Below are 16,749 nucleotides of genomic sequence, written 5' to 3'. Positions count from 1 at the left end.
TCATGAACCTGAAGCTCTCCTTCGCCGCCGCCGTCCTTGCCGTGACGGCGGGCGCCGCCTGTGCGCAATCGTCCGACACGTTGCGCTTCGGCATCGAAGCCGCCTACCCTCCGTTCGAAAGCAAGACCGCGTCGGGCCAGCTCGAAGGCTTCGACGTGGACGTCGGCAACGCGGTCTGCGCGAAGATGAAGGTGAAATGCGTGTGGGTCGAGAACGCATTCGACGGGCTGATTCCGGCGTTGCAGGCGCGCAAGTTCGACGTGATCAACTCGGCGATGAACATCACGTCCAAACGCAAGGAAAGCATCGCGTTTACGCCGCCCATTTACGTCGTGCCCATCGTGATGATCGCGAAGCGCGGCTCCAATCTGCTGCCGGATGTGAAGAGCCTGCAAGGCAAGCACGTCGGCGTGCTGCAAGGCTCGTCGCAGGAAGACTTCCTGAAGAAGCACTGGGCGAATGCGGGCGTGCAGATCGTGTCGTATCAGGACCAGGATCAGGTGTACGCGGACCTCGCTGCGGGACGTCTGGACGCCGCCGTGCAGGAAGCGCAGACGGCACAAGATGGTTTCCTGAGCAAGCCGGCGGGCGCGGGCTTCGACATGGTCGGAGAGCCGCTGAAAGATTCGTCGACGCTCGGCGAAGGCACGGGCTTCGGTCTGCGCAAGGGCGACAAGGCACTGCAGGCGAAAGTCGATGCCGCGCTCGCCGAACTGAAGAAGGACGGCACGCTGACGGCGCTGTCGCAGAAGTACTTCAAGCGCGACATCATCGCGAAGTGATACGCTGCTGAGCCGAAGCTGGCCGCATAAGGCGGCCCCGTCGACTCTATGCGCGAGCGCGTGGCGACACGCGCTCGTTGCGCTTCTGACGCATTACTCAACATCATTTCAAACGTTATGGATTTCGACGTCATCGTGCTGGGCGCGGGCATCGTCGGCGTGTCGTCGGCATTGCATCTGCAGGATCGCGGGCGGCGCGTCGCGCTGGTCGACCGGCGCGCACCCGGCGAGGAGACGAGCTTCGGCAACGCCGGGCTGATCGAGCGCTCGTCGCTCGTGCCGTACGGCTTTCCGCGCAAGCTTGGCACGCTGCTGCGCTACGCGCGCAACCAGTCGACCGATCTCTACTGGGACTACAAGGCGCTGCCCGCTTACGCGGCGTGGCTCGCGCGTTTCTGGTGGGAATCGTCGCCGCAGCGGCTCGCCACTGCCGCGCGCGATCTGATGCCGTTGATCGCCGCATGTGTCGATGAACATGACAAGCTGATCGCGCGCGCGGGTGTCGGCGAGCTCGTGCATGACGGCGGCTGGATCGAGGCGTTCCGCACGCGCGCCGCGTTCGACAGCGAAGCGAGAGCATCGGAAGACGCGATCCGCGAACATGGACTGCACGTGAGCGTACTCGATGCGGCTGCGCTGCATGTGCAAGAACCGTCGGTGGGCGAAGGCATCTGCGGCGCGATTCACTGGAAGGACCCGAAGAGCGTGCTGAATCCGGGCGCGCTGGTGAAAGGCTATGCGCGGCTTTTTGAAGCGAACGGCGGGACCTTCGTCACTGGCGATGCGGCGAGCTTGCGTTCATCGGGCGATGCGTGGACTGTCGAGACGCAACACGGCACGCTCAGCGCGAAAGAAGTCGTGCTCGCGCTTGGGCCGTGGTCCGATACCGTGTTCGAGCCGCTCGGTTATCGCATTCCGCTGCGCGCTAAGCGTGGCTATCACATGCACTATCGGCCGGCGCGGCAGATGCTGTCCGTGCCTATCGTCGATACGGAGCGCGGGTATGTGATCGCGCCGATGGAAGGCAATCGCCTGCGGCTGACGACGGGCGTCGAGATTGCGGAGCGCGGTGCGCCGCCGACGGGCATTCAGCTTGAACGCGTCGAGCCGCTAGCGCGTGTGACGTTTGGGCTGGGTGAGCGCGTTGATGACAAGCCGTGGCTGGGGATGCGGCCTTGTACGCCGGATATGCGGCCTGTGATCGGGCCGGCGCCGCGTCATCGTGGGTTGTGGTTCGCGTTTGGGCATAACCATCATGGGCTGACGCTTGGGCCTGTTACCGGGCGGCTGCTCGCTGAGATGATGACTGGGGAGACGCCGTTTGCCGATCCGAGGCCGTTTCGGGTGGAACGGTTTGGGTGAGGGGGCGGTTCGGTTTTGGTGCTTCGGCCTTTGCGTCGGTATCCGCGTTGTGGTTTTTTGCTGGCATCCGCGATTTGCCTTCGTGGCGCGGGCGGTTTGGTTTTTATGGGTTTTCGCTGGCATCCGCGATTTGTTAGCGTGCTTCACGCGTCGCCCCTGTGCGGGGCGGCACCTACTTTTCTTTGCCGCCGCAAAGAAAAGTAGGCAAAAGAAAGCGGCTAACACCGCCAACTCTTGTTTTTGCCTGAGGGCCCCCACAGGTTCTTACGCTTCGCACGGCAACCACGTGACCCACGTTCGTTGCCAGCGCTCTTGCGCTGCGCCTCACCCGCTTCACGCACCCGCGTTGCATCATGCCGTGCCAGGTAGTCCACGGCCGCCCAGGTGGCAAACTGTGTGTCGGCCGTAGACCGACATACGCCTCACTTCGGACCGATAGCGCGCGCGTTCCACCCTGTAAGAGCGCCAGGCTATACGCCGCGATGACCTACACACAGTTTGCCACCTGGGCGGCACATACCATTCGCTGCCGCTAGCTCTTGTGGGTGTGTGAAGCGGGTGAGGCATTCATTCGAAGCGTTGGCAACGCACGCAAACAGAAAGGCTGCCGTGTGAAGCGTAAGACCCTGTAGGGGCCCTCAGGCAAACACAAGGATTGGCGGTGTTAGCCGCTTTCTTTTGCCTACTTTTCTTTGCGGCGGCAAAGAAAAGTAGGTGCCGCCCCGCACAGGGGCGACGCTTGAAGCACGCTAACAAATCGCGGATGCCAACGAAACCACGAGCACACCACATATTAGCCTTCACCCCACCTCTACCCTAAACGCCGCCGTCAACTCACTCAACCGTTTCGCCTCATCCGCCAGCGCGGCCGCCGTCGCCGCGTTCTCCTCGACCAGCGCCGCGTTCTGCTGCGTCACTTCATCCATCTGCGTAACGGCGAGGCTCACCTCCTTGATGCCATCACTTTGCTGCTGCGACGCCGTCGCAATCTCGCCAACAATCTTCGCCACCCGAGAAATCGCGGTCTCGATACCGCGAATGGTATCGCCCGCCCCCGTCGCAATCTGCGCCCCATGCGCGACACGCGCCGTCGAATCCGCGATCAGCAAGCCGATCTCTTTCGCCGCAGCAGCGGACCGTTGCGCGAGACTGCGCACCTCGCCCGCGACGACGGCAAAACCGCGCCCTTCCTCGCCCGCGCGCGCCGCCTCGACGGCCGCGTTCAACGCCAGAATATTGGTCTGAAACGCGATCCCTTCGATCGCCGTGATGATGCCCGTCATCTTCGACGAACCGGCGTCGATCAGATGCATCGTCTCGACGAGGCTGCCGACGGCTTCCCGCCCATGCGCCGTCATCGACGATGCGTCCTCAGCCAGCTTGCTCGCGTGCTGCGCGTTCTCGGCGTTCAGTTGCACGGTCGACGTCAGTTCGTCCATCGCCGCAGCCGTCTGTTCGAGCGACGCGGCCTGCTCCTCCGTGCGCTGCGACAGATCGAGATTGCCCGCCGCGATCTGCTGCGTCGCGGCCGCGATCGAATCGGAACCCTTGCGCACCGTCGTGATCGTCGCGCCGAGTTTGTCCTGCATCGTCGCGAGGCCGTGCAGCAGCGTCCCCATTTCGTCCTCGGAACGGATATCGACGCGCGTGCGCAATTCGCCCGATGCGATCGCGTCGAACTGGCCGAGCGCGTCGCGCATCGGCGACATGATTGCGCGACGCAACGCTCGCCAACTGAGGAACGCGACACCCAGCCCGACGCCAATGCTCGCGATGCACGCCGTCAGCAGCGTCCGGAACGTCGCGGAAGAATGGTCGGCGTCGGCCTGCGCGGCATCGTCGAGATACTTTTCTAGCGCGCCCTGGCTCGCGTTCATCGCCGAATACAGGCCGATCAGATGATTCACGCGGCTCTCATCCATCCAGCTCGTGTCGCCGCTGCCGATCGCCTGGATCAACTGGTCGATGCCGTCGCGCAAGACAGCCGTGCGTTTGGCGTCGAGATCGTCGGTGAGGCTTTGCAATTCGGGCGTCTTCGGCAACGCGCGGAATTCGGCCCATGCCTTGTCGGAGTCGCCGAGCAGACGCTTCGCGCGGTTCAACTGCTCGCCGAGCTGCGGCGAGTGCGGATTGCTCATCGCCCAGTCGAGGCCGAAGCGCGCCCGCGACATCGCCGTCCCCGAGCGTCCCAGCGCAACCACCGACGCGAAATTCACCTCATACCCGTCGCGCTGCGCCTGGTTGCTTTTCGCCATGCCGAAGATGCCGAGCGCGCCCGTCGCGATCAGCAGCACGCCGAGGAACGCGATCGTCGTCGCGATCCGGGCGTTGATGGTCAAGCTTTTCATGTTGTCTGGTCTCTAGCTGTCTGCCTGTTTTTCGCCGATATTTCGGTCGCTTTTGTTCCATATATAAAACACATATCCTTATATGGAACTTCAAGCGAGTGTAAGGCGAAAAAAATGAGCAGACCACTGCTCATTCAGCGCGCGTTGCGAGCCCGCGACAACGGATCAACTGGCCGTCATTACCCCGGCGCGTGCATATAGAACAGCAGCAGCGACAGCGAAACGAGCGAGCCGAGCGTCGACAGCAAAATGGTCTGCGACGTGATGTGCGCCTCGCGCTCATAGAACTCGGCAAGCATGTAAGGGCCTGTGCCCGTCGGCAGCGCGGCGAGCAGCACGGCCATGTCGACCATCGGCCCGGGCAGCGCGAACACGCGCGCGGCGATCCACCATGCGAGCGCAGGCTGCGCGATCAGTTTGATGGCCGTCAGCACGAACGACGTGACCGGCTCGGCCGCTTCCTCCGCCGGCGTGCGCTTTTCCGCGAGGAACAGTCCGAGGCTCACCAGCGCGCACGGGCTTGCCGCGCCGCTCAGCAGTTTCAGGAATGTCTCGACGCTATGCGGCAGCGTCACATCCGCGCTCGCCGCCAGCACACCGAGGATCGGCGACGCGATCAGCGGATTCCTCAACAGCCGCCACACCACTTTCGCGCCGAGCTTGTGCGGCGTGCGCTCGGTCTGCAAGCCGATCTCGATCAGCACGATCGCGAGCGCGAACAGCACACAGGCGACGATGATCGTCGCGATGGTGGTCGGCGTGAGGCTCGCGTTGCCGAACGCGAGCAGCCCGAGCGGAAAGCCGATGTAGCCCGTGTTCGGATACGACGCGGCAATCGCGTCGACGCTCGCATCGGCAAGATGCCTTCCGCTCGCGAGCCGCGCCAGCAGCACGACCACGAACACGCCTGCGCAGGCAATCGAGAACGTCGCGATGAAGGCCGGCTGATCGAGCTGATGCCAGGTCGAATGGGCCATCGTGTCGAACAGCAGCGCGGGCAGCGCGAGCCACACGACGAAGCGGTTCAGTTCGGAAGCGGCCGTGGGGCCGAGCAGATTGCGGCGGCGGCAGAAAAAGCCCGCGAAGATCAGCGCGAAGACAGGCAGCAGGATTTCGAGCGTAGACAGCATGAAGTTGCGGCACCGAAGGTAAAGACGACAGAAACGCGCAAGGGTAAGCGTTTACACCTATACAATCCAATGCCGAATCAAACCTGCGACGATACTTTTTTTGCATCATGCTCGACGTCAAGCCGCTTCGCTACTTCGTCACGCTCGCCGAAACGCGCCATTTCGGGCGCGCGGCCGCGCGGCTGAATCTGTCGCAACCACCACTGAGCCGGCAACTGGCCGCGCTCGAAGCGTCGCTCGGCGTCACGCTGATCGAGCGCAATCCGCGCAGCGTCGTGCTCACGGCAGCGGGCGAGCGCTTTTATCAGGACGCGAAGGCGATTCTCGCGTCGATCGAGCAGGCGGAGAAAAATGCTCGCGCGGCGGCCATCGGCGACAGCGGCCAGTTGACCATCGGCTTCACGATGTGCGCCGCGTACAGCGTGCTGCCCAGCTATGCCCGCGCGTACGGCGATGCCTGGCCCGACGTAACGCTGAACCTGCGCGAAGTCGTATCGAACGATCTGGCGTCGCAGGTTCTGAGTGGTCAGATCGACGCCGCGATCATGTTTCCGGGCGCTCAAAGCAAAGATCTCGATACCCGCGCGATCTTCACCGAGCCGCTGTGCGTCGCGCTGTCGCGCGAGCATCCGCTCGCGCGCGTCAATTGAAAATCGGGCAGCTCGCGCACGAGCCGTTTGTGATGGCGTCGCAAGCCGTGTCGCCGAGTCTGCGCGCGACCATCGTCGATCATTGCGCGCAGGGCGGTTTCGCGCCCGACGTGCGCTTCGAGGTGCAGTTGCAGCAGACGGTGTTGAGTCTCGTCGACGAAGGCGTCGGGATCGCGCTGGTGCCGGAGTCGATGCGCAAGGCGCAACTGGCGGGCGTCGTGTTCAGACCACTCGCCGACGCGCCGACGATTTCGCAGATGCTCGTCTGGTCGCCATTGAACCGCAACCCATGTCTGGCGCGGTTTCTGGAAATTGCCGGGAAGCGGCGAACTGAACGAAATGAAGAAGAGAACCGCGCGCCTGCGCATTCGAGCGCAGGCGCGGGAAAGCAGCGTTACAGATAAGCCGAGTTGCGCGCCGCTGCAGCCGACGCGCGCGCGATGCGTTCGCTGCGCTCGACCAGCGCGCCGAACAGCAGGCCGATCGTGGCCCACATGATTGCCTGCATGCCGAGCGCCGTGAAGCGGAACTTCCACAGCACGACGGCCGGGAACGCTTCGGGCACTTCGTTGACCGTCGGCAGCGCGATCTGGATCGCGCTGATGATCGCGAAGAACACGATGCCACCCACGATCGACGCGTTCCACAGCCCGAGCCGCGGTATCAGGTGCTTGCGGACTTTCATCGAGAACACCGCCACGACGAGCGACGTGACGATCATCAGGAAGAACAGCCCGGTGCGCATGCCGATCGTATCCGGATCGCCGACAGAAGGCGGATTCGCAGGGTACTTGATGGTCGGCACCAGCACGACGGCGACATAGGCGCCCACCGCGAGCCACGCCGACAACGCACGCGCGCCGAGCCGGCCGACGCGTCCGTGCAGATACGCGAACGTCAGCGCGAACAGCCCGCCGAACGCCATGCCATACGCGACGACGCCCGTCAGCAGACCGAGGCCCGCCTGGGTGCCGCGGCTGACGAGTTCCTCTTCGTGATCGTGACCGCCGCTCGCGTCGCCGTGATCGTGCGCGGCCTGCATCTTTTCTTCGAACGAGATTGCCGTATCGACGAGCGGCTCGCCTGCGACCCGCGCGAACGCGAACGTGAGCAGACCCGCGACAATGCCTGCGAGCATCCCTCGCATCAATAACTTACCAACCATGGTGATGACTCCCTTACGCGATCAGTGGCAAGGAAAGCCGAGCAGATGACGGCCGTCATGCACGAATTCATGCACGTACATGCCGGGAATCAGCGACGTCGCGCCTTCTTCGGCACCGACGAAATAGAGCGCAAGCAGCATCAGCAGACCGCCGAAGACGATCCACGGCATCAGCTCGCGCAGCGGGATTGGGGTGATAGCGGGTTGATCGGTCTGACCGGCCTGGTCGAGAACAGCGTCGTTCATGACGGACATCTCCTGGGGGTTACGCGCCCCGATAGTCGAATGATAAGAGAGGTCGAAGCTTGGGTCTGGCTTCCGGCTTGTGTACAGCCTGTTGTGTACGCATTTGCTGCCGATTACAGTGGCGCGACCGCGCCGGGCTTGCACCGGCTTCCGCGCTTCGAGTGGCGACTATTCTACGGCTAAACTGCGGAACGCTCTCTTCTTTCTTCCCATTTCCCGGACCCAAGGCCTTCGATGCGCACACGCCTGTTGTTGATCAGCCACCCGGCGACGGCCGCGCAGCGTAAGGGCACGTTCCCCGCCGACGATCCCCTCGATGCGCGCGCGGCCGAAGAAGTGACCGCGTTCCGCGCATCGCATGCCGCCCTGCTGAACGCCGATGCCGCGCTCAGCAGCCCCGCTGCGTGCGCGCTGGAAACGGCGCAGGCACTTGGACTCGTGGCGACGACCGTGCCGGATCTCGCCGATGCCGATTTCGGCCGCTGGCGTGGCCGCCGTTTGCTCGACGTGGCAAACGAAGAAACGGACGCGCTCGACACGTGGACGCGCGATCCGTCATCCGCGCCGCATGGCGGCGAATCGTTCGATGCGCTGACCTTGCGCGTCGGCGGCTGGCTCGATGCGTTCGAGCATCGCGGCACGGTCATCGCCGTCACCCATGCGAGCGTGATCCGCGCGGCGCTCATGCATGTGCTGCAAGCGCCGTCCGCGACATTCGCGCGCATCGAGGTTCCGCCCCTTTCCGTCGTCGAGCTGCAACGTAGCGAGCGCGGCTGGGCGTGGTGGCCCGCCGCCTGACCGTCAAACCTGAGACGCCCACGCGCGCTCACAGCGTCGGACACGACAACACCTGCTGCGGATTGAGCGTCGTGCCCGGCATGCCATCGGTGGCGGGCGTGCCCTGCGCCGGCGTCGCGATCAGGCGCACGGCATCCGTTCCCGCGTTCGCGAGTACGTAGCGCTCGGGGCGGCCTTGCGGCTGCCAATACGCGCGATAGATGCCGTCGTCCTTCAACACATGCAGCGTGCCGGGAACCGTTTTGCCGCCCGCGATGAAATCGACGGGCTCGCCGTCGCGCAACGCGAAGCCGCTCGCGGCCGACACGCTCGATGCCCCCGACGCTCCCGACACGCCAGCCCCGCCACCCGCGGCCGCCAGCACGCCGCAGGACGCATCGCCCGTTGCCGCGATCGCCAGTTGCGCGACGGTCCATAGCGCGAGCGGCGCGATTGTTCTGAGTGTCATGGTGAACCTCGTGTCGTCTGGAATGGCGGGCCTCATGGAGCCTTATGCGCGTTGCAAAGCGCATACCCAGCACGGCCCGCTGAGGTGAAGCGACGTGAATTTTGACCGCGTGGCACCGGGTTTTTTGATGTGCGATAAGAGTCAGGTCTTTCACCAGCTTTCACTGAAAAGAGGCAACCGATGGCTACGCTCGAAGCGTTTCGTACCGTGCTCGACGATGCACGCACGCCCGAGATCATCCGCAATCACATCATCGATTCGCTGCAGTACGCGCTGCGCAACCATGGCCAGGTTTTCACGTCGAAGGAAGTCGAATGGCTCGCGAAGTGGGACGACGCGCGCATACCGCTCGCCGCCAGCCGGGAGCTGCAAAAACGCCTGACGCAGACGACGGACTGAGCTCGAGCAGCGGCCATGCACGGGCGCCGCGCGCCAGACGAGCATGCTCCACGAAAGCGGTGGAGGGAAAGTTTCTGCTACCCAAAGCCCTGTTTTTAGGGCATAATATATTTAACGCAGCGCTCTGCCCGCACCACCCGTCAACTTCTTCACCGTAACGCGTCAACGTCTTCGCCGCGTTGCATTGCATCCCAGCCGTCCCGTTATCGCGCAACATCATGCAGCGGCAACCCGGCGGTCTTCGTCACTCCGGCCACGCGCTGCACGCCTGAACCCGACGGGGTGACATTCGCTACGTTCGTTGCCCGCGCGGCATCAGCGTATTTTTCTCCATCCGTTCCGCGTTGATCGCGGTTGCGTTCGAGCCAGCGCATACGGCTCGCGCGAGACTTTTTCCATTGCGGCGCGCCCGATGGCGCTGCGCCGCCCGCTGCCTATTCGCCGCGCCTGCCCGTTGCAGTGACGCGCGCCGGCAGCCGCATCACAGGACTTTGTATATGACGACTCAAGGCACCAAGACCTACAAGGGCTACGAAATTCATCCGCTGATCTATCCGCGCCGCACGGCGAACGGCGTGGCGCACCGCAATTCGATCGACAGCGGCTACGACGCGTCGGTACGCATCTGCCGCGTCGGCGCGAACGCCGCCGCCGATGGCCGCGTGTTCCGCCTGTCGTATTTCCGTCCGTTCGAAGGCGCGGGCAAGGCACGCATGGCCTGCATGGAGCATGCAGCACAAGTGATCGACGGCCGGATTGACGGACAGACCGTCTCCGATCTCTGATCACACGCGCGCCGCAAAAGGCGCGTATTACTGTCTCACCGCATCGCCGCGGCAGCCTTCGCGCTGCCGCGCAAAAGTTACGCTGCGCGGCACGCGCGGCACCCTTCCCTCATCGACCAGGAGTAATGCATGGCGAAAGAAGAACTGCTTGAACTGGACGGCATCGTCGACGAAGTACTACCCGATAGCCGCTATCGCGTCACGCTGGATAACGGCGTGGTCGTGGGCGCGTACGCGTCGGGACGCATGCGCAAGAATCACATCCGTATCCTCGCGGGCGACCGCGTCACGCTCGAACTGTCGGTCTATGACCTGACCAAAGGGCGCATCAATTTCCGTCACAAGGACGAACGTAGCAGCGGCCCGCGTAGCGCACCAATGCGCCGCCGCTAATGTAGCGGCAATCCACTGAAGCGTCCCGCGCCTGAAACCGGCGCGACGCAATCGTGAATCGACGTACAGGGCAGTCGTCGATCACAGCAAAAGATGCGGCATGTGCAACGCATGCCGATCGATTCATCCGCGAAACACCGCACGCGGATCGTCGCTCGCACTGGTCTGCATGCGCGTCACGACGCGCTCTTCCAGTTCCGCGAGATGCGCGCGCATCGCTTCGAGCGCCGCGCTCAAGTCACCATCATCCAGAGCCTCGATGAGCTGCGCGTGTTCGTCGGCGGAGCATGTCGTGCCTTTCGAAGGGTCGTAAAGCGCCTTGTACAGCTCCGTCTTCGCGACCAGTTGCGCGACGAAGCCCTGCAACTCCGCGCTCCCCGCAATCTGCGTCAGCAGCACATGAAAGTGCCCCGCGAGCCGCACCTGCTCATCGACGCGCCCATCCTTCAGCGCCTTTTTCTCGCTGGCGATATGCGCCTTCAGCACACGCCTGTCCTGCGACGTCAGCGCGCCGCATAGCGCGGTCACGATGCCCGCCTCGACGATTTGCCGCGCGCGATAAACCTGCCGCACATCCTCTTCCGATGGCGCCGGCACGAACGCGCCGCGATTCGCTTCCAGCACCAGCTTGCCTTCGAACCCGAGCCGCGCCAACACCTTGCGCAGCGCGCCGCGCGTGCAGTTGAACGCGGCCGCGAGATCGCGCTCGACGAGCTGCGCGCCCGGGCGCAGGCGGCCTTCGAGCAGCGCCGTGGTAATCGACGCGTAGATGCGGTCCTCGACGTTGTCTTCTTCCGAAGCGGGCGGCGGTGTGTTCGGGCGTGTGGCCATGTTTTGCGATTGAGAAGGTTGCGGCGGCGGCCGTATTTTAGCGGCGCGCGGCCTTGTACGCATGAAGCGTCGACAGCATCCTCCAAATACCGGCGATAGCGGATTCCCATCGAATGGTTAACCATTTTACGTTATTATGGTTAACCAAAAGCTTTCGATCCATCCGCAGGACACCCCGTGAACCAGACTCCCGGCATCGATTCCCCGCGCATTGCGCGTCGCACGACATCCTCGGCTTTATCGTGGCAGGACGGGCTCTGGCTCGCGGTCATCGTCGCGATCGGCGTCAATTTGCGGCCGCTGCTGACGTCCGTGAGCCCGTTGATGGGGACGATCCGCGCGGCCACGGGCCTCAGTTTCTCGGGCGCCTCGCTGCTGACGAGCCTGCCCGTCGTCGCGATGGGATTCGGCGCGTTCGGCGCCGGCCTGCTGACGCGCGTGGCCGGCGAAGCGCGCGGCGTCGCGCTGGGGCTGCTGGCGATTGCCGTCGCGTGCAGCGCGCGGCTGGCGGCGTCGAGCGGCACGGCGTTGCTGATGACGGCGCTCGTGGCGGGCATGGGCGTCGCCGTCATTCAGGCGCTGCTGCCGGGCGTGATGAAGCAGCGCTTTCATGCACGCGTGCCGCTTGCGATGGGCCTGTTCTCCGCGTCGATCATGGGTGGCGGCGGGCTGGGCGCGAGTCTGAGCCCCTATGTCGCGAAAGCATCCGGTTCGTGGCACGCGGGCCTCGCGATGTGGGCCGTGCCTGCCGCGCTCGCCTGCGCGTGCTGGCTCGCGTTGCAACGGCGTGCATCGGCGTTCGATGGACGAGCCTCCGCACACCTTGCGGCGATCCCGACGCACCCGCCTGTGCCGATCTGGAAGAAGCGCCGCGCATGGGCCTTGGGCCTGCACTTCGGCCTCGTCAATGGCGGCTACACCACGCTGGTTGCGTGGCTGCCCGCTTACTACCAGCAGCGCGGCGCGAGCGTTGCACACAGCGGCTCGCTGCTCGCCGCGATGACCGTCTTCCAGGCCGCGTCGGCGCTGCTGCTGCCGCTCGCGGCAGCGTCGTTCCGCGACCGCCGGCCGTGGCTCGTCGCCGGCCTGTCCGCGCAACTCATCGGCATAGTCGGGCTGCTTGCGTATCCGGATGCGTTGCCGCTCGCGTGGGTCGCGATTGCAGGCGCGGGACTCGGCGGCACGTTCTCGCTGACGCTCGTGACGGCACTCGATCATGCCGACGATCATCGACTCGCCGGAAGGCTCGTTGCGTTCGTGCAGGGCGTCGGTTTCATCGTGGCGGCGATCTCGCCGATCATCGCCGGACGCTTGCGCGACCTGACGGGCAGCTTCACGGCCGCGTGGATCATGCTCGCGGCTTGCATCGCCGCGATGATCGCCTTGACCTTCGCTTTCTCGCCGCACAGTTACGCGCGCTGGCTCGGCGCGCGGTAAGCGCTCTACGCGAGCCGGTCATTCACGACTGGCTCCGCATTCACTTCTTCGCGCCAAACAGGTGCAGCACACCGGAGCACGCACTGCCACGGTGCAACGGCGGCATGCTGCCCTGACGGCTCGAAGCTGTGCGCAGCAAACGTGACAGCGATTGTCGATTGATGGCATACAAGTTGCAGTGTTACTGCATGCTTTCCGACAGGTCAACAGTCCGCCGCGAAGCGCAATGCAGAACCCGCAATCCGACGAATGAAGCTGCGTAACTCCCCCTACTCCATACCGGGCAATCCATGCTGCGTGTTTTGCTCGTAACCGATACCGACAAGCCGATCGGCGAGTTGCGCGATACGCTTGCGCGGCTCGGCTACGAGATGCTCGCCGCCACGGCGTCGCCGCAAGCGTTGCACAAAGCTGTCGAGAGCGAACGACCCGACGTGATCATCGTCGACACGGAATCGCCTTCGCGCGACACGCTCGAACAGCTGGCCGTGATGAACGCGACGGCGCCGCGCCCGGTGCTGATGTTCAGCAACGACGCGAATCAGCAACTGATACGCGACGCCGTCGGCGCGGGCGTGACGGCGTATCTCGTCGAAGGTCTGGCGACGGAACGCCTCGCGCCGATCCTTGAAGTGGCGCTGGCGCGTTTCGCGCAGGAATCGCAACTGCGCGAGCGGCTCGCGCAGGCCGAGAACGAACTGGCCGAGCGCAAGCTGATCGACCGCGCGAAGCGGATGCTGATGGATTCTCAAAAGATGACCGAACATGCCGCCTACGCGACGATGCGCAAGCGCGCGATGAACCAGGGCGTGAAGCTCGCCGAAGTCGCGCGCCAGATCGTCGCCGCAGCCGACTTGCCAGATTGATGCGTTGCCCATGAACTCACCTGCCTACACCTCTTCCTCCGACGAATCCGGCAAGCTCGAGAAGACGCACTTGCGCCTCGGGTTCGTCGCGCTCAGCGATGCCGCGCCGCTGGTCGCGGCGAAGCTGCTCGAATTCGGCCATGCGCACGGACTGACGATCGAACTGCTGAAGCAGCCGTCGTGGGCCGCGATACGCGACAAGCTGTTGTCGGGCGATCTCGACGCCGCGCATTCGCTTTACGGCCTCGTGTATGGCGTGCAGCTCGGCATAGGCGGCCCGCAAACCGATATGGCCGTGCTGATGGTGCTGAACCGCAACGGCCAGGCGATCACGGTATCGAACCGTCTTGCTGCTGCGCTCGACGAGCACAAGACGCTGCCTGCCGCGCTGGCGACGCTCGGGCGCAAGCCCGTGTTCGCACAGACTTTTCCGACGGGTACGCATGCGATGTGGCTGTATTACTGGCTCGCTTCGCAGGGCGTGCATCCTTTGCGCGATATCGAGGGCGTGGTGATTCCGCCGCCGCAGATGGTCGATGCGCTTGCGCAGGACCGGCTCGACGGGCTGTGTGTTGGCGAGCCGTGGAATGCGGTTGCGCAGGAGCGCGGTGTTGGCAGAACGATTGCCTATACGAGTGAGGTGTGGCCCGATCATCCCGAGAAGGTGCTGGCGAGCCGGCGCGATTTTGTTACGCGATATCCAAATACTGCTCGGGCGCTCGTGCAGACGATGCTCGAGGCGTGTCGATGGCTCGATGATGACGTGCATCGGGTGGAGATTTCGGCGCGGCTCGCTGCGGATGAGTTTGTTGGCGTGCCCGCCGGGTTGATTGCGCCACGGTTGATTGCTGCGGGTTCTGATGAGAAGCGGCGGGCTGTGAAGTTTTTTGCTGGCGGTGCGGTGAATTTTCCGCATCCTGCGGAAGGGGTTTGGTTTTTTGCGCAGTATGCGCGGTGGGGGATGGCCGAGTGGCGGGATGATTTTGCGCGGATTGCGGGTGAGGTTAATCAGGTTGAGCTTTATTGCCAGGCTGCCGGTAATGTTGGTGTGAGCGTGTATGCCGATACGCCGTCGGCAGTGCTTGTTGATGGGCGGGTTTGGGATGGGAAGGCCGATCAGGCTTATATGCAGGGGTTTTCGATCAGGGCCTGAAGGTTTTTTTTCGTCTGCGACGCTGTTAAGGTTTTTGTTCTTGCTCTGGCAGTCGCGGTTTGGCTTCGTGTTTCATGCGTTGCCGTTCGGTGTTTTGGGCCTCTGCGCTGGCATCCGCGCTATGCCTTCGCGCTTCACGCGTCGCCCCTGTGCGGGGCGGCACTGCAGTGGTCCAATACTCCTGGACACCTCTAAAGGGGATAATCCCCAACTGAGGTGAGAGATGAGCAGACGGAAGCTGACAGAAGAATTCAAGGCTGATGCGATAAAGCTGGTTGTGACACAAGGCTATTCATATTCGAAGGCCTGTGAAGCGATGGGTGTCGGCGATACGGCGCTGCGACGCTGGGTGGCGCAATGGCGTGCCCAGCAGGCCGAGCCGCCGCGTAGTGAGCTGGAGGTCATGGCCGACCAGCGCCGTATCCGTGAACTCGAAGCGCGCGTGACAGAGCTCGAAAGGGAGCGCGAGATACTAAAAAAGTCCACGGCCTTCTTCGTCAAGGAAATGGATCGCTTCTCGAAGTGATCCGTTCGCTGAAGAAGGCCTGGCCAGTGAGTCTGATGTGCCGGTTGCTGGAGGTGCCGCGAAGCAGCTATTACGCCTTTGCGGGCCGACGCGTCAGGCCCGGAACATCACCTACTGTGCTCAAGGCCATGCGCCAGATTCACATTGAAACCCGGCGCAGTTACGGCAGCCGCAGGATGGCGCAGGCGTTGCAGCAGCAAGGCCATGCGATCGGACGGCACCGGGCGCGCTCGCTGATGCGCGAGGCGCAACTGGTGGTTACGCGTCGACGCACACACCGGTACCGCAAGGCCGAAGGCGATGCACTGGTCGCGCCGAACCGGCTTGATCGGCAGTTTGCACCGGGCGCTGTGAACCGGGTGTGGGCAGGCGATATCACGTACATCAGAACGCGGCAGGGCTGGTCTTATCTGGCTATCGTGATGGATCTGCACTCGCGTCGAATCGTCGGTTGGGCGTTTGCCACGCAGGCAGACACCGACCTGGTCATCCTGGCGCTGGAACAGGCCCGACGCAGCCGGCGCCCGGCAGCGGGACTGATGTTCCATTCAGATCAGGGCTGCCAGTACACCAGCGAGCGCTTCGTGAACGATCTGAAGGCAAACGGGATCGTCCAGAGTATGAGCAGAAAGGGAAATTGCTGGGACAACGCGGTGGTCGAGCGCTTCTTCAGAAGCCTGAAGAGTGAATGGATCGGCGAGCAGGAGTACGCCAGTCACGAACACGCCGAACGTGATATCGCAGACTACATTGCTGATTTTTATAACTACAGGCGCATACATTCAGCGGCAAGCGGTCTGCCGCCAGTGCGGTACGAAACTTCGATTTATCGAAAAGCCCCTTTGGGGGTGTCCAAAGAGGCTTGACCACTACACACCTACTTTTCTTTGCCGCCGCAAAGAAAAGTAGGCAAAAGAAAGCGGCTAACACCGCCAACATTTCTTCTTGCCTGAGGGCCCCCACACCGCAAAGAAAAGTAGGCAAAAGAAAGCGGCTAACACCGCCAACATTTCTTCTTGCCTGAGGGCCCCCACAGGGTCTTACACTTCGCACGGCAATCACGTGACCCATGTTCGTTGCCAGCGCTCTTGCGCTGCGCCTCACCGGCTTCACGCTCCCGCGTTACGGCACACCGTTCCAGATATTCCACCGCCGCCCAGGTGGCAAACTGTGTGTAGGCCGTAGTGCCTCGCGCGCCTCACTTCGGACCAATAGCACACGCGTCCCACCTTGTAAGAGCGCTTACGCATACGACGCGACAACCTACACACAGTTTGCCACCTGGGCGGCACATACCATTCGCTGCCGCTTGCCTGAGTACGGGTACTCGAAGCGGGTGAGGCGTTCATTTATAGCGTTGGCAACTAACATAAAATCAGCGCGTTGCCGTGTGAAGCGTAAGACCGGTTGGGGGCCCTCAGGCAAACACA

General features: G+C 63.4%; 16 protein-coding genes and 1 pseudogene. 11 read left to right on the top strand and 6 right to left on the bottom strand.

What is annotated here, in order from left to right; genetic code table 11:
• Nucleotides 1-2: 2 nt before the first annotated feature.
• Both BLT65_RS39735 and BLT65_RS39730 read left to right on the top strand, forming a co-directional pair.
• Complete coding sequence (locus tag BLT65_RS39735; RefSeq protein ID WP_091788962.1) at nucleotides 3-782, top strand: ABC transporter substrate-binding protein; 780 nt, start codon at nucleotides 3-5, stop codon at nucleotides 780-782.
• 117 nt (nucleotides 783-899) lie between these two features.
• Nucleotides 900-2,144 carry an NAD(P)/FAD-dependent oxidoreductase gene (locus BLT65_RS39730; protein WP_091788960.1) on the top strand — a complete coding sequence of 415 codons (1,245 nt, stop codon included), beginning with the start codon at nucleotides 900-902 and terminating at the stop codon, nucleotides 2,142-2,144.
• 800 nt (nucleotides 2,145-2,944) lie between these two features.
• Here the strand turns inward: BLT65_RS39730 and BLT65_RS39725 are convergent.
• Entirely contained in the window at nucleotides 2,945-4,492 is a 1,548-nt protein-coding gene (locus BLT65_RS39725; protein WP_091788957.1) for a methyl-accepting chemotaxis protein, read from the bottom strand.
• 179 nt (nucleotides 4,493-4,671) lie between these two features.
• Nucleotides 4,672-5,622, bottom strand: a complete 951-nt coding sequence (locus BLT65_RS39720; protein WP_091788954.1) for an AEC family transporter — start codon at nucleotides 5,620-5,622, stop codon at nucleotides 4,672-4,674.
• A gap of 107 nt (nucleotides 5,623-5,729) precedes the next feature.
• Here BLT65_RS39720 and BLT65_RS39715 point away from each other — a divergent pair.
• A pseudogene (locus BLT65_RS39715) lies at nucleotides 5,730-6,676 on the top strand (LysR family transcriptional regulator).
• On the opposite strand, the gene BLT65_RS39710 reads toward BLT65_RS39715, so the two are convergent.
• Together BLT65_RS39710 and BLT65_RS39705 are read right to left on the bottom strand one after the other, a co-directional pair.
• Nucleotides 6,667-7,437 carry a CbtA family protein gene (locus BLT65_RS39710; protein WP_091788951.1) on the bottom strand — a complete coding sequence of 257 codons (771 nt, stop codon included), beginning with the start codon at nucleotides 7,435-7,437 and terminating at the stop codon, nucleotides 6,667-6,669. The pseudogene BLT65_RS39715 and the gene BLT65_RS39710 sit on opposite strands and share 10 nt — an antisense overlap.
• 21 nt (nucleotides 7,438-7,458) lie before the next feature.
• Complete coding sequence (locus BLT65_RS39705; RefSeq protein WP_042316598.1) at nucleotides 7,459-7,683, bottom strand: CbtB domain-containing protein; 225 nt, start codon at nucleotides 7,681-7,683, stop codon at nucleotides 7,459-7,461.
• 234 nt (nucleotides 7,684-7,917) lie between these two features.
• On the opposite strand from BLT65_RS39705, the gene BLT65_RS39700 reads away from it, so the two are divergent.
• Entirely contained in the window at nucleotides 7,918-8,481 is a 564-nt protein-coding gene (locus BLT65_RS39700) for a histidine phosphatase family protein (protein WP_143036647.1), read from the top strand.
• A 28-nt stretch (nucleotides 8,482-8,509) separates the two neighbouring features.
• On the opposite strand, the gene BLT65_RS39695 is transcribed toward BLT65_RS39700, so the two are convergent.
• On the bottom strand, nucleotides 8,510-8,929 hold the full coding sequence (locus tag BLT65_RS39695; RefSeq protein WP_091788948.1) for a hypothetical protein: 420 nt from the start codon (nucleotides 8,927-8,929) through the stop codon (nucleotides 8,510-8,512).
• Nucleotides 8,930-9,109: 180 nt separating this feature from the next.
• Here BLT65_RS39695 and BLT65_RS39690 point away from each other — a divergent pair, with 180 nt between their 5' ends.
• The 3 genes from BLT65_RS39690 (at nucleotide 9,110) to infA (ending at nucleotide 10,506) form a co-directional block, all read left to right on the top strand.
• Nucleotides 9,110-9,328 carry a hypothetical protein gene (locus BLT65_RS39690; protein ID WP_007743363.1) on the top strand — a complete coding sequence of 73 codons (219 nt, stop codon included), beginning with the start codon at nucleotides 9,110-9,112 and terminating at the stop codon, nucleotides 9,326-9,328.
• Between the two features lie 497 nt (nucleotides 9,329-9,825).
• Complete coding sequence (locus BLT65_RS39685) at nucleotides 9,826-10,113, top strand: hypothetical protein (protein WP_042316585.1); 288 nt, start codon at nucleotides 9,826-9,828, stop codon at nucleotides 10,111-10,113.
• Between the two features lie 129 nt (nucleotides 10,114-10,242).
• Nucleotides 10,243-10,506 (top strand): translation initiation factor IF-1, encoded by a 264-nt coding sequence (gene infA, locus BLT65_RS39680; protein WP_007743365.1) that lies wholly within the window; start codon nucleotides 10,243-10,245, stop codon nucleotides 10,504-10,506.
• 123 nt (nucleotides 10,507-10,629) lie between these two features.
• On the opposite strand, the gene BLT65_RS39675 is transcribed toward infA, so the two are convergent.
• Nucleotides 10,630-11,337, bottom strand: coding sequence for a GntR family transcriptional regulator (locus BLT65_RS39675; RefSeq protein WP_042316589.1), 708 nt, complete (start codon nucleotides 11,335-11,337; stop codon nucleotides 10,630-10,632).
• Between the two features lie 177 nt (nucleotides 11,338-11,514).
• Here BLT65_RS39675 and BLT65_RS39670 point away from each other — a divergent pair, with 177 nt between their 5' ends.
• The 4 genes from BLT65_RS39670 to BLT65_RS39655 all read left to right on the top strand — a co-directional run bounded on the left by BLT65_RS39670 (nucleotide 11,515) and on the right by BLT65_RS39655 (nucleotide 16,185).
• Complete coding sequence (locus BLT65_RS39670) at nucleotides 11,515-12,774, top strand: cyanate transporter (protein WP_091788945.1); 1,260 nt, start codon at nucleotides 11,515-11,517, stop codon at nucleotides 12,772-12,774.
• Nucleotides 12,775-13,064: 290 nt separating this feature from the next.
• Nucleotides 13,065-13,640, top strand: coding sequence for an ANTAR domain-containing response regulator (locus BLT65_RS39665; RefSeq protein ID WP_009769675.1), 576 nt, complete (start codon nucleotides 13,065-13,067; stop codon nucleotides 13,638-13,640).
• Between the two features lie 10 nt (nucleotides 13,641-13,650).
• A complete protein-coding gene (locus BLT65_RS39660; RefSeq protein WP_091788941.1) occupies nucleotides 13,651-14,793 on the top strand; it encodes a CmpA/NrtA family ABC transporter substrate-binding protein in 1,143 nt (380 codons plus the stop codon).
• A 223-nt stretch (nucleotides 14,794-15,016) separates the two neighbouring features.
• Nucleotides 15,017-16,185, top strand: a protein-coding gene (locus BLT65_RS39655) for an IS3 family transposase (RefSeq protein WP_229511679.1) whose coding sequence is annotated in 2 segments (ribosomal slippage) — nucleotides 15,017-15,275 and nucleotides 15,275-16,185 — 1,170 coding nt in all. Because the reading frame shifts where the segments join, the coding sequence is not laid out codon by codon here.
• Nucleotides 16,186-16,749 lie beyond the last annotated feature (564 nt).

The sequence above is a fragment of the Paraburkholderia steynii genome, from assembly GCF_900100565.1.
Classification (GTDB): domain Bacteria; phylum Pseudomonadota; class Gammaproteobacteria; order Burkholderiales; family Burkholderiaceae; genus Paraburkholderia; species Paraburkholderia terrae.
The sequence above is the reverse complement of the archived record's forward strand: the minus strand, read 5'-3'. Positions and strand labels throughout refer to the sequence as shown.

Bases quoted from the DNA above. Each gene is read 5' to 3' on its own strand.
- BLT65_RS39735 (WP_091788962.1), top strand. From the start codon at position 3: ATGAACCTGAAGCTCTCCTTCGCCGCCGCCGTCCTTGCCGTGACGGCG.
- BLT65_RS39730 (WP_091788960.1), top strand. From the start codon at position 900: ATGGATTTCGACGTCATCGTGCTGGGCGCGGGCATCGTCGGCGTGTCG.
- BLT65_RS39725 (WP_091788957.1), bottom strand. From the start codon at position 4,492: ATGAAAAGCTTGACCATCAACGCCCGGATCGCGACGACGATCGCGTTC.
- BLT65_RS39720 (WP_091788954.1), bottom strand. From the start codon at position 5,622: ATGCTGTCTACGCTCGAAATCCTGCTGCCTGTCTTCGCGCTGATCTTC.
- BLT65_RS39710 (WP_091788951.1), bottom strand. From the start codon at position 7,437: ATGGTTGGTAAGTTATTGATGCGAGGGATGCTCGCAGGCATTGTCGCG.
- BLT65_RS39705 (WP_042316598.1), bottom strand. From the start codon at position 7,683: ATGAACGACGCTGTTCTCGACCAGGCCGGTCAGACCGATCAACCCGCT.
- BLT65_RS39700 (WP_143036647.1), top strand. From the start codon at position 7,918: ATGCGCACACGCCTGTTGTTGATCAGCCACCCGGCGACGGCCGCGCAG.
- BLT65_RS39695 (WP_091788948.1), bottom strand. From the start codon at position 8,929: ATGACACTCAGAACAATCGCGCCGCTCGCGCTATGGACCGTCGCGCAA.
- BLT65_RS39690 (WP_007743363.1), top strand. From the start codon at position 9,110: ATGGCTACGCTCGAAGCGTTTCGTACCGTGCTCGACGATGCACGCACG.
- BLT65_RS39685 (WP_042316585.1), top strand. From the start codon at position 9,826: ATGACGACTCAAGGCACCAAGACCTACAAGGGCTACGAAATTCATCCG.
- infA (WP_007743365.1), top strand. From the start codon at position 10,243: ATGGCGAAAGAAGAACTGCTTGAACTGGACGGCATCGTCGACGAAGTA.
- BLT65_RS39675 (WP_042316589.1), bottom strand. From the start codon at position 11,337: ATGGCCACACGCCCGAACACACCGCCGCCCGCTTCGGAAGAAGACAAC.
- BLT65_RS39665 (WP_009769675.1), top strand. From the start codon at position 13,065: ATGCTGCGTGTTTTGCTCGTAACCGATACCGACAAGCCGATCGGCGAG.
- BLT65_RS39660 (WP_091788941.1), top strand. From the start codon at position 13,651: ATGAACTCACCTGCCTACACCTCTTCCTCCGACGAATCCGGCAAGCTC.